The organism is Deltaproteobacteria bacterium HGW-Deltaproteobacteria-18, from assembly GCA_002841885.1.
Classification (GTDB): Bacteria; Desulfobacterota; Desulfovibrionia; order Desulfovibrionales; family Desulfomicrobiaceae; genus Desulfomicrobium.
This window is the reverse complement of sequence record PHBE01000003.1, coordinates 153,303-165,007: the sequence shown is the minus strand read 5'-3', so window position 1 is coordinate 165,007 and position 11,705 is coordinate 153,303. Positions and strand designations below refer to the sequence as shown.

Here is an 11,705-nt window from a genome sequence, read left to right as displayed (position 1 = left end):
TTATTTCTCCAATTCCAGCTGAGCTTTTTTCCAGAATTCAGGCCAGCCGCGAAGCAGATCCCGCAGGGCGAGCCCCCGATGACTGCGAGCGTTCTTGACCTGCGCTTCCATTTGCGCCGCCGTCACACCCAAATTCTCGTCAAAAAATACGGGATCATACCCGAACCCGCCGCTGCCCGCGGGCGTCCAGGCGACCCGGCCGTGCCAGGCTCCCCGTCCGATCAATTCCGTGCCGCCAGGGGTCGCTGCCAGCATGACGCAGGCAAAATGACAGCCCCGCCCGGCATCCGGCACGTCGGTCAGGGCATCAAGCAGTTTGTCCACGTTCTTTTGGTCCGTTGCTCCCTCGCCGCTGTAACGGGCGGAATAGACTCCCGGGGCACCGCCCAGAGCGTCCACGGCCAGACCCGAGTCGTCGGCCACGGCCACCAGCCCGGTGGCCCGGGCTACGGCCACGGCCTTGATGCGCGCGTTCTCCTCGAAAGTCACTCCCGTCTCGGGGATGTCCTTGATCATGGGGAAATCGGACAGCCCGAGAACCCGGATATCGGGCACCTGCTCGGCCAGCATGGCCGCCAGTTCACGAATCTTGCCCGCATTGCCCGTTGCCAAAACGATTGTGTTCATCTCATTGTCTCGTGTCTTATTCAAGATCATAAATTTCAAAAGAAAAGGAGGCCAGATCGGCGTGCAGCATGCGCCCGGCCAACTGGAGTTCGCCCTTGAGCAGATAACGGGAGGCTTCGGCCGCCATGAGCGCCGCTGCCAGCGAGACCGCCGGGGACAGGCTGCCCAGAGCGTGTTCCGCGTCCGAAGCATCGGGGTTTGACCACATGCGCGAGATACCCCTGCGTGCGAAAGTCTCGCTGCCCACCACCACGGTCCAGCCGGCCACGGCTGCGGCCACGACCGGAATCTTCAATCCCAGCGCCACATCATGCAGGGCCATGCGCGGCGCTATCCCGCCCAGCGCATCGACAACCACGCCCACTCCTTGCAGGGCCCGGGGCAGATTGTCCCGATCCAGAAATATCTCCAGAGCCTGCACATCCACCAACGGGGCAATGCGCGCCACCCGCTCCGCCGCGACCCTGGCCTTGTTGCGCCCCAGATCCGCCACGCTGGAAAGCAATTGCCTGTTGAGGTTGCTCTCCTCGAAAACATCGCCGTCGGCAACGAGTATTCGCCCCACGCCAAACCGGGCCAGCAGTTCCAGCACATAACCGCCCAGTCCTCCGGCCCCGACCAGCAGCACCGTGGAGTCCAGAAGCGCGGCCTGCTCGCCCCGGCTTATGCCGTGCCTGCTCTTGAGCAGGGGCAGGGGCGTCACGTCATGCGCGAGAGCCGCCCGCCCGCCCTGGTTCAGGGAGAGTCCCTCCCGGTCGCACAACGCGCCAAGCTCTGCCAGGGACACGGTGCGTACCTTGCGCTGGGCGTCATGAGCGCTCACCCGTTCAAGGCCGCGCGCAAACGAGTCGCTCATCCCCCTCCCACCGCCGGAAAAATGCCCAGCTGGTCGTCATCGGCCAGCACGGTATCAAGCGCCGCGCTCTTGCTGTTGACGAAAATCAGCTTCACATCCTCCTCCTTGAGCCCGACCAGGGTCATGGCGTCCATGACCGTCGCGCCCTCGGCCAACTGCAGACTGCCGCTTTCCGGCGTATGGTCGCCAAGAGTCGCAAAACATTTGATCCGTATCTTCATGGTCACCCCTTTTCCCCGCGCTGACGGAGCGTGGCCAAGCGCTTGTTGTAAAAGTCGATGATGGTTCTTCTGCTGAGCATTCCCACCACAATGTCGGGGGCATCATCCCGAACCACCGGTATGGAGTCAATATTCTTCACCGTCACTTTGGAAAATACTGAATTGAGATCCTCGTCAAGTGTGGTGGATATGACTTCTCTTGTACCTAATTCCGACATGACCACCAGAGAGTCAAGACCCGGTTCAAAAAGAAATTCACGCACATCATTGACGGAGAAGATTCCGATCATGCGTTCATTCCCATCCACCACGGGGAAATAATGCTCCTTTGTGGAGCGAAAGCGCTCCTTGAAACTGGCCAGGGTCATGTTCTGCGGAATGAGACAGGGCGGGGTCAGGCGGTCTTGCAATTCACTGACTTTAAGCTTCTGCAGCACGTCGACGAACAGCGTCCCGGCATGAGCCGGAGAGTCGACCGGTCCGTCAACCTGCGACGTGTAGATGGTCCAGCGTTTGGACAGCAAATAGGTCAGGGAACAGACCAGCAGACTTGGCAACAGCAACTGATAGGAATTGCTCATCTCGCTGATGAAGATGATGGTCGAGATGGGCGTGTTGGATACCCCGGTAAAAAATCCGGCCATGCCCACCAGCACGAAGGCCGCAGGCTGCGGAACAACCGAGGGCATGAAATGATGGAAGAAAATCCCGACCAACGCACCGGCGGCCCCGCCGATCACCACGGAAGGACCGAACACGCCGCCCGAACCGCCTGAACCGATCGTCAGCGAAGTGGTCAGGATTTTGCCAAAGCAGACCGTCCCCAACAACCACAGCGACGCGTCGCCATCCAGGGCCATCTGCACGAAGCCGTATCCAAAACCCAGGGTCTGGGGCAGCCAGAAGCCGATCACGCCAACGGCCAGGCCCCCAAGGGCCGGGCGAAAATGCCGGGGCATGCGAAGCGATCTGAAAAAGGCGGTGATGCGATGAAAGCTGGTCACATAAAGCCAGCCTACGGCGGTCAGAACAAGAGCCAGAACCGTATACGGACCCAGCGCCAGGGGATTCGAGAACGCCATCTGCGGGGCCCGGAAAAGATTCCCCCAACCGAAAAACATGCAGAAAATGCAGTAAGCCACCACCGAGGACAAACCGGCAGGGATGATCACATCCCCTTCTATTTCAGGGTCGCGGTAAAGCACCTCGGCCGCGAACAGGGCTCCGGCCAGCGGGGCCCTGAAAATGCTGCCCACCCCGGCGGCCATGCCCGCAGCCAGCATGATCCGCCGGTCCCGGTCCGAAAGCTTCAGGCGCGTGGCCAGAAAGGATCCGAAACCGGCTCCGATCTGGGCGATGGGACCTTCACGTCCGCCAGACCCGCCGGAGGTCAGGGTTATGGCCGAGGCCAGGGTCTTGATGATGGGCACGCGCCCGCGGATGTGCCCCGCCTTGCGGTGATAGGCGTCAATGGCACCGTCCGTGCCGTGCCCCTCGGCCTCCGGCGCAAACGTATAGACCAGCCAGCCGCTGATCAGGCCGCCGAGGGCCGGAAGAACGAAGAGCATGTATCTGTTGAACTCGTTGCCGGTGCTTGGCAGCAGGTGACGCTCACCGGCTGGCGCAGGCGGATGGTAGCCGGCCAGCATGTCCATGAAAAGAAAATTGCCGCCTTCACACAGCAAATGAAAAAGAACAGCCCCCAAGCCGCTGACCACGCCGATAAGCACAAAATTCAGCAACCACCTGCCCATGGCCATGATCCGGTCGGATTCAGCCGGGTCTCTGCGCATGAATTCTCCTCGTCACTTGTTCGCGGGTTTATTCCAGGATGATTTCAACCTTCTGCCCAGGCACATTGCCCTTGAGTTCGGTCAGAAGTCCGCGGATGGTTCCCGTGACCAGCCTGTCGAGAAAAGGATTCAGAGCAAGACGCCTGCCTCCGACCCGTATGCTGAGCTTGGCATGCATGGCCACGCAGAAATCCTCGTCGGCCGTGCCGGTCACGATTTCCCGCGCCAGAGCCAGGCAGGAATCCCTGCCGCAGGCTCCGCAATCAAGGCCGGGCAGGGAAAAGGCCCGGCTGTCGGCAAGCGTGGCCAGATCCGCGATGGAGTCGATCCTGCGCACACCGGGCAATGCCCCCGTCCCATGGGAAGCCAGGGCCAAGCCGTTGTCCAGCATGGACTCGTCTTCTCCGGAGCCCAGAACCACGATCCGGGGCAGCCAGGTCAGGGATTTCCCTCCTTCGACCAGCACGATGTCCGCATCGAGCAGGGGAAATATGTCCTGCAGCTGCCGCGCAGAATTCCAGAGCAGGGTCGTGGTCTTGGGACCGATACCTGCAACGCTGACGCACTCCTGCGCAAAACGGGACGTGTCCGTGCCCTCGAGGTCCAGCCCGTGATGGGTAAACTTGACCACTGCCACCTTGCGGCCCCGCACCGTCAATTCACGGGCAAGGTCAAGCACAAGCGTGGTCTTGCCTGATTTCTTGAAGCCCACCACTGAAACAGCCTTGAACATTGCTCCTCCGTCTTTGACAATCCTTCGTTCATCAATTAACCAATTCAATTTTCCCATGCGCATCGCCGCAAGTCCCGCCCCATTGCAAACGGAGCCTGGCTCAAGGCGCGCATCCCCCATCCCATTCGTCAAGGACAGATATTTTCTATGTCTAAAATTCAGAAAATTAAAGGCTTTTCTGACCTCTTCTGCCCGGAGAGCACGGTCCACACCCTGATGGAAAATCTGGCCCGCCAGGTTTTCGGCACGTATGGATGCCAGGAAGTGCGCGTACCCATACTGGAGAAAACAGAGCTGTTCGCCCGCTCCATCGGCGAGGAAACCGACGTCGTGCAAAAGGAAATGTATACCTTCGCCGACCGCAAGGGACGCTCACTGACCATGCGCCCCGAAGCCACGGCCGGGGTGCTGCGCGCCTTCATCGAATCAGGCCAGTGCGGATCCGAGGGCACGACCAAGCTTTTTGCCTGCGGACCCATGTTCCGCTACGAGCGCCCGCAAAAAGGCCGCCTGCGCCAGTTTCACCAGCTCGACGTCGAGGTCCTGGGCACGGATGCGCCCCAGGCCGACGCCGAGGTCGTGCTCATGCTCTGGACCTTCCTGTGCAAACTGGGCCTCAAGAATCTCTCCCTGGAACTCAACTCACTGGGCTGCCCCGAGTGCCGGCCGGTCTTTCACCAGCGTCTGCGGGACTTCCTGTCCGGGGTGGATCAGTCGAAGCTGTGCGAGGACTGCAAGCGCCGCAGCGAAACCAACCCCCTGCGCGTGCTGGACTGCAAGGTCCCGACCTGCAAGGAACTGGTCGACGGCGCCCCGAGCATCACCGACTCCCTGTGCCCCGGATGCGACGAACATTTCGCCCAGGTGCGCGACATCCTGGACAGCGCCCAGCTTCCCTACCGCCTGAACGAGCGACTGGTGCGCGGCCTTGACTACTACCAGCGCACCACCTTCGAAGTCGTCTCCGGAGAGATCGGCGCGCAGACCGCAGTGGCCGGCGGAGGCCGTTACGACGGACTGATCAAGCAGCTCGGCGGCCCCGACCTGCCGGGCATCGGATTCGCCTGCGGCATGGAACGTCTGGCCCTGCTCTACGGGCAGGCCCAGATCCCGACCCCGGACTTCTATCTGGCGGTGCTCGACTCCCGCGCCCTGAACACGGCCCTGCTCCTGGCCCAGCGCATGCGCGAGCGGGGCTTCGCCGGAGAGGTCTCCTTCGAGGCCCGCAGCATCAAGGCCCAGATGCGCCAGGCCAACAAGCTCGGCGTCAAGACCTGCCTGATCCTGGGTCAGGACGAAATGGAAAAGGGCCAGATCGTGGTCAAGGACATGGCCACGGGCGTGCAGAAGAATATCGGCCAGGATGATCTGGAGCAGGCCCTGGGCTTTCGCAAGCCCTAGGACTTTACACACACCGTTTGCAGCTTATCGTACCCAAGCGAGGAAAATATATGGATGACAGAAACACGGAACTCGGGATGGACTCCCTCGGCGACTGGCGCAGGACCCACACCTGTGCGGACCTGGGACCTAAGCAGCTGGGCCAGGAAGCCTGCCTCATGGGCTGGGTGCAATACCGCCGCGACCACGGCGGACTGATTTTCATCGACCTGCGAGACCGCCACGGCCTGACTCAGGTCGTCTTCTCCCCTGAGGTCGCACCCGAGGCGCACGCCCGCGCCCACGTGCTGCGCACGGAATTCGTCCTGGCCATCAAGGGCGTGGTGCGCGCACGTCCCGACGACATGGTCAACTCCAAGCTGGCCACGGGCGCCATCGAAGTCTACGTGACCGAGTTCAAGCTCCTGAACACGGCCAAGACACCGCCCTTCCCCATCGAGGATCGGGTCGACGTGTCCGAGAACCTGCGCCTCAAGTACCGCTTTCTGGACCTGCGCCGCAAGGCCATGGCCGACAATCTGATCTTAAGGAGCCGCGTCTCCCAGTCCGTGCGCCGTTATCTGGACGAGCTCGGATTCCTTGAAATCGAGACCCCGGTCCTGACCAAGTCCACCCCCGAGGGCGCACGCGATTTCCTGGTGCCGAGCCGCGTCAACCAGGGCCAGTTCTATGCGCTGCCGCAGTCGCCGCAGCTCTTCAAGCAGCTGCTCATGTGCGGCGGAATGGACCGCTATTTCCAGATCGTCAAATGCTTCCGCGACGAGGACCTGCGCGCCGACCGCCAGCCCGAGTTCACCCAGATCGACATTGAGATGTCCTTTGTGGACGAAGAGCAGGTCATGGGCATGGCCGAGGGCATGATCGTCCGCGTGCTGCGCGAAGCCCTGGGCCAGGAGCTCGCCCAGCCCATCCCGCGCATGAAGTACGAGCAGGCCATGGCCGAATACGGCGTGGACAAACCGGACATCCGCTTTGGCCTGAAGCTCACCGACGTGACCGAAATCGTGCGCGGCTCGGAGTTCAAGCTCTTCGCCACGGCAGCCCTGATAAAAGCCTTGCCCGTACCCGGCGGCGCCGAACTTTCGCGCAAGGAGATCGACGACTACACCGAGTTCGTCAAGATTTACGGCGCCCAGGGCCTGGCCTGGATCAAGATCAAGGAGGACGGCTGGCAGTCCCCCATCGCCAAGTTTCTGAGCGATGCCGAACGGGCCGGGCTGACCGAGGCCCTGGATCTCAAGCCCGGCGATATCGTCTTCTTCCAGGCGGGAGCCCCGGACATGGTCAATAGCGCGCTTGGCAACCTGCGCCTCAAACTCGGCGAACGCTTTGGCCTCATCCCCGAGGGCACCTTCGCGCCCCTGTGGGTCACGGATTTCCCGCTCCTGGAATGGGACCCCGAGGCAAAACGCTGGGTGGCCATGCACCACCCCTTCACCGCACCCAAGGACATGGGCGCACTGGCTGCCGATCCCGGTAAGGCCGTGGCCCGCGCCTATGACCTCGTGCTGAATGGCACCGAGGTCGGCGGCGGCTCCATCCGCATCCACAACCCCGAGACCCAGCAGCAGATGTTTGCCGCGCTCGGCATAGATGCCGAGGAAGCCCAGGCAAAGTTCGGCTTTCTGCTCGACGCCCTGGTCTTCGGCGCACCGCCCCATGGCGGCATTGCCTTCGGACTGGACCGTCTGATCATGCTCCTGACCGGAGCCAAGTCCATCCGCGACGTCATCGCCTTCCCCAAGACTCAGAAGGCGACCTGCCTCATGACCGAGGCCCCGTCGACGGTCGAAAACACACAGTTGCGCGATCTGGGACTGCGCCTCCGGGAAAAGCCCAAAGAGTAAACATCATGTCGAGATCGATCATTACCTATCCCCACCCGGTGCTGGCCAAAAAGGCGGCGCCGGTGACGGAGATAACCGAAGAAATACGAGCCCTTGCCGCCGAGATGCTTGAAATCATGTACCAGGACAAAGGCATCGGCCTGGCAGCGCCGCAAGTGGCGGAGAGCATCCGCCTCATCACCGTGGATTTAAGCGGCCCGGACAAGCGCGAAGACCCGCACGTCTTCGTCAATCCCGTCCTTTCCAACTTCGAAGGCACCGTGGAGTCCGAGGAAGGATGCCTGTCCGTCGTCGGCTACCGCACCACGGTGAAACGCGCCGAGCGCCTGCACCTGTCCGCCACGGACCTTGACGGCAACCCGGTGGAGATGGATGCCGATGACCTCATGGCCATCTGCCTGCAGCACGAGGTGGATCACCTCGATGGCGTGCTGTTCATCGACAAGATCAGCAAATTGAAGCGCACCCTGTATGAAAGAAAGCTCAAAAAATGGCTGAAAGAGAAAAACGAAGAGTGAAAGTCGTATTCATGGGCACGCCCGATTTCGCGGCCGTGTCCCTCAAACACCTTCTTGACTGGGGCGGCTGCGACATCGTTGGAGTCTATTGCCAGCCTGACCGTCCCTGCGGCCGTGGACAGGTCTGCACGGCTCCGCCGGTAAAGCTGCTGGCCATGGAGGCGCAACTCCCCGTATTCCAGCCCCTGAACTTCAAGCAGCAAGCGGACGTGGACCAGTTGGCGGCCCTTGAGCCGGACCTTCTGCTCGTCGCGGCCTACGGTCTGATCCTGCCCCGCACGGTGCTGGATATCCCCAAACTCGGCGCCATCAACGTGCACGCTTCCCTTTTGCCCGAGTACCGGGGCGCGGCACCCATTCAGCGCGCCATCATGGACGGGCGTCCCGTGACAGGCATCACCATCATGCAGATGGAGGCGGGCCTCGACACCGGCGACATCCTGCTGCAGCGCAGCCGCGCCATCGGCATCACGGACACGGCCCAGACCCTTCACGACGAACTGGCCGAGATGGGCGGTAAGCTTCTCGTAGAGGCACTGGAAAAGATGGACCAGGGACGCCTCGTACGCATCCCCCAGGACCACGCCCGGGCCACCTATGCCGCCAAGCTTTCCAAGGAAGAGGGACGCATCGACTGGAACCAACCCGCGCTGGCCGTGCACAACCGCATCCGCGGCCTTTTCCCCTGGCCCGGATCCTGGTTCGATTGGGACGGCATGCCCGGCAAGACCCTGCGTCTGACCGTGCACCCGGGCACCATCGGCGATCCCCTGCCCGAAGGCGCACAGCCCGGCGAAATTCATGGCGTGGCCGACGACAGCGTGCTCATCGCCTGCAGCGATCGCCTTTACGCGGTGCCGGTCATCAAGCCCGCAAACAGCAAGCCCCTGCGCGGCCGAGAGTTCTATTGCGGCTATTTGAGCCGCTGTTCCGGCGACCATCTGCTCAAAACCGAACCTTCCTGCCCGAGCGAATAATCCCATGGTCAGTCCCAGGAGCACCAAAACCAGAAGCCCATTGGAGCAGGAGATCCGGGATTCCTTTCAAACCCGCAAGCGGGTCTTCATCGGCCTGATCACCGGCTCTTCGGTGCTGATCTGCCTTTTTTTGGCCTTGGTCTGGTTCATCCCTTTTGTCGGCCTGACCACCATCCATCCCGCCGCGCCCTGGGTTTTCGGCTTCATCACGGTGGCCCTGATCCTGGCCATCGGCTGGGCGGCCCTGGCCCTGGTGTTGAATATCCTGCTCGGCCGCCCCGTGCTCTTCGCCAAGCGCCTGCGCGGCATCACGGTCAAGCTCTTCCTGCCGCTCATGACCCTGCTGGGCCGCTTCGTCGGCATCCCGAAACAGACGGTGCGGGCCTCGTTCATCAAGGTCAACAACGAACTGGTCAGGGGCGAGGGGCACCGCTTTCCGGCGGAAAGGATCCTGCTGCTCATGCCGCACTGCATCCAGAACAGCCGCTGCAAATTCCGGCTGACCTACGACATCGACAACTGCAAACGATGCGGAGACTGCGCCCTGGCCGGCCTTCTGGCCCTGCGCGACAAATACGGCATCAAGCTGGCCGTGGCCACGGGCGGAACCATTGCCCGGCGCATCGTGGTCCAGCACCGTCCCGGGCTGATCATCGCCGTGGCCTGCGAGCGCGATCTGGCCAGCGGCATCCAGGACACCCATCCCCTGCCCGTTTACGGCATCCTCAATTCCCGTCCCTTCGGGCCCTGCCTTGACACCGACGTGGCCCTGGACAAGGTCGAATGGGCCATCAAGGAATTCCTGGCATGAGCACGCCTGCAGCCCGCCGCCTGGCCCTCGACATCCTGCGCCGCACCCTCGACCACAAGCAGGACCTGCAGGCCGCCGTGGACGATGTGCTGAACCCGGTCCAGGCCGGACCGGACAAGGGCCTGGCCACGGAACTGGCCTACGGATACCTGCGTATGCGCGGACGTATCGATTTTCTTCTCTCCCAGTTGCTGAAAAATCCGGTCCAGACCTCTCCCATCATGAAACGCATTCTCGGAGTGGCCTTTTACGAACTCCTTTTCCTGAGCCGCATCCCCGATTACGCGACCCTGGACTGGGCCGTGACCCTGGTGCGCGAACGTCTGGACCAGACCATGAGCAAGGTGGCCAACGGCGTGCTGCGCAACCTGCTGCGCCTGGGCCTGGCCGTGCGCTTCGAGGACTATTACCAGACCAAGACCGCCGGTCATGACCATTTTCTGGCCGCCTGGTATTCCTGCCCGCGGTGGCTGGCCGGCATGTGGCTGAACAGCTACGGCAAGGAGCGGACCCAGGCCTTCCTGCAGGCGACCATAAGCGCGCCGCCGCTTGGGGTCAGGATCAACCGTACGCATGCGCAGGCGGAAGCGCTGCGGGACAATCTGCAGCCGCTGAAACAGGATTCCACGAACTGGGGTTTTGCCCTCCCGCAGTGGCCGGATTTTCTGGCCCAGGCCGTGGCCGAGGGGGCAGCGACGCGCCAGAGCCTTGCCGCGCAAAAAATCATGGATGCCCTGGGCGTTGATCATTGGCCATCTCCCGTGCTCGACGCCTGCGCCGGCCGGGGCGGCAAGACGTACCTGCTGGCCGAAGTGGGCAAAAGCGTGTGGGCATCGGATGTCAATGTCTTCCGGTTGAGACAGCTAAAAGCCGAAGGTGCGCGGCTCGGCTATAACATCCCCGCATTCCGGGCCCAGGGCCAGGGCCCCTATCCCCTGCGGCAGATGCCCCGCACCGTGTTTCTTGATGTCCCCTGCTCGGGCCTTGGCGTCCTTTCCCGGCGACCAGACATAAAGTGGAAACGGACCGCGGCCGATTGTGCTGGGCTTGTCACCCTGCAGAGAGAAATCCTGCAGGCCGCGGCGGATGTCCTCACGCCGGGAGGGTGTCTGGCCTACGTGACCTGCACCCTCAATCCTGAAGAAAACGAGAAGCAGATCGAACGCTTCACTCACGACCATCCCTCCTTCTCCTGCCTGCGACAATCAACCAGCGATCCTTCTGAAGGGCTGGGTGAATTTTTCTACGGCGCGGTCCTGCGCAAAAGCTGAACAAGACCCGCCCCGGGACATCCTGCCCGGGCAAAATGACCACAAAACGCCGCCATCAAACAGGCGGATTCACCAATACGGGAAGCCAAGGGCTGCAGCACCTCCCTCCAGGCTGGAGGTTCGGCGCAAATCATCTGGGATTTGAACGGGATGGGATCTTTCGTGAAGCTAAAATGCGAATGCCGTCATCTCTATCATCCTTTTCGAAAGCAGCGACGACACGATCTTATGAAATTCTGACAGGATGAAGAGGCTGGTGCTCAAGACCTGCTTTGAAAACAGGGCCAGAACCAGACGCCGGGGTGACAGGCAATTACTTTGGAAGCCTGCCATTTTATTCCGATCGCTTGGCTCTCCGGTGGAACTCCTTGACCAGAACCTTTTCCAGACATTCTCGGCAGATATCAGTATTATTGCTGTTCTGGAGCTTCATCTCGATGACCGGGTTCATCTTTCCGAGCTGCCCGCCGAGGCGGGACAGATTTGCCGGATCTTCAATGACCAGAGTGTAACGTTCCTCGTAGATTCCGTCCTTGAGGCCCTGAATCTCCACACTGCATATGTCGCAGAATCTCTTGATCATCCCTTCCCCCTCGTGCTTCGATGGAACATTTCCGAAAACATGGATCCCCGCGTAGACGTGAATCCAT

At 61.7% G+C, this 11,705-nt stretch carries 12 protein-coding genes; 6 read left to right on the top strand and 6 right to left on the bottom strand.

The window, feature by feature from the left end:
- The 5 genes from rdgB to CVU60_04115 are packed head-to-tail and all read right to left on the bottom strand — an operon-like array spanning window position 1 to window position 4,230.
- Window positions 1–627: a non-canonical purine NTP pyrophosphatase, RdgB/HAM1 family gene (rdgB, locus tag CVU60_04135; protein ID PKN42986.1), complete on the bottom strand. Its 627-nt coding sequence runs from the start codon at window positions 625–627 to the stop codon at window positions 1–3.
- Window positions 628–643: 16 nt separating this feature from the next.
- Window positions 644–1,483, bottom strand: coding sequence for a thiamine biosynthesis protein ThiF (locus tag CVU60_04130; GenBank protein ID PKN42985.1), 840 nt, complete (start codon window positions 1,481–1,483; stop codon window positions 644–646).
- Window positions 1,480–1,704, bottom strand: coding sequence for a molybdopterin synthase sulfur carrier subunit (locus tag CVU60_04125; GenBank protein ID PKN42984.1), 225 nt, complete (start codon window positions 1,702–1,704; stop codon window positions 1,480–1,482). Before CVU60_04125 ends, CVU60_04130 begins: the two co-directional genes overlap by 4 nt.
- A gap of 2 nt (window positions 1,705–1,706) precedes the next feature.
- Window positions 1,707–3,497, bottom strand: coding sequence for a chloride channel protein (locus tag CVU60_04120; GenBank protein ID PKN42983.1), 1,791 nt, complete (start codon window positions 3,495–3,497; stop codon window positions 1,707–1,709).
- A 28-nt stretch (window positions 3,498–3,525) separates the two neighbouring features.
- A complete protein-coding gene (locus CVU60_04115) occupies window positions 3,526–4,230 on the bottom strand; it encodes a molybdopterin-guanine dinucleotide biosynthesis protein MobB (GenBank protein PKN42982.1) in 705 nt (234 codons plus the stop codon).
- A gap of 147 nt (window positions 4,231–4,377) precedes the next feature.
- Here CVU60_04115 and CVU60_04110 point away from each other — a divergent pair, with 147 nt between their 5' ends.
- From CVU60_04110 to CVU60_04085, 6 genes are read left to right on the top strand one after another with little or no spacing between them, the layout of a single operon-like run.
- A complete protein-coding gene (locus tag CVU60_04110) occupies window positions 4,378–5,631 on the top strand; it encodes a histidine--tRNA ligase (protein PKN42981.1) in 1,254 nt (417 codons plus the stop codon).
- Window positions 5,632–5,681: 50 nt separating this feature from the next.
- The gene (locus CVU60_04105; protein ID PKN42980.1) at window positions 5,682–7,478 is read left to right on the top strand and encodes an aspartate--tRNA ligase; all 1,797 of its coding nucleotides are present in this window, start codon (window positions 5,682–5,684) and stop codon (window positions 7,476–7,478) included.
- Between the two features lie 5 nt (window positions 7,479–7,483).
- Entirely contained in the window at window positions 7,484–7,996 is a 513-nt protein-coding gene (gene def / locus CVU60_04100) for a peptide deformylase (protein ID PKN42979.1), read from the top strand.
- The gene (locus CVU60_04095) at window positions 7,969–8,973 is read left to right on the top strand and encodes a methionyl-tRNA formyltransferase (GenBank protein PKN42978.1); all 1,005 of its coding nucleotides are present in this window, start codon (window positions 7,969–7,971) and stop codon (window positions 8,971–8,973) included. The genes def and CVU60_04095 overlap by 28 nt, the downstream gene beginning before the upstream one ends.
- Window positions 8,974–8,977: 4 nt before the next feature.
- Window positions 8,978–9,784 carry a hypothetical protein gene (locus CVU60_04090; GenBank protein ID PKN42977.1) on the top strand — a complete coding sequence of 269 codons (807 nt, stop codon included), beginning with the start codon at window positions 8,978–8,980 and terminating at the stop codon, window positions 9,782–9,784.
- Complete coding sequence (locus tag CVU60_04085) at window positions 9,757–11,055, top strand: hypothetical protein (GenBank protein ID PKN42976.1); 1,299 nt, start codon at window positions 9,757–9,759, stop codon at window positions 11,053–11,055. Before CVU60_04090 ends, CVU60_04085 begins: the two co-directional genes overlap by 28 nt.
- Before the next feature lie 334 nt (window positions 11,056–11,389).
- Here the strand turns inward: CVU60_04085 and CVU60_04080 are convergent, their stop codons facing one another.
- On the bottom strand, window positions 11,390–11,638 hold the full coding sequence (locus tag CVU60_04080; GenBank protein ID PKN42975.1) for a hypothetical protein: 249 nt from the start codon (window positions 11,636–11,638) through the stop codon (window positions 11,390–11,392).
- Between the last annotated feature and the right edge of the window lie 67 nt (window positions 11,639–11,705).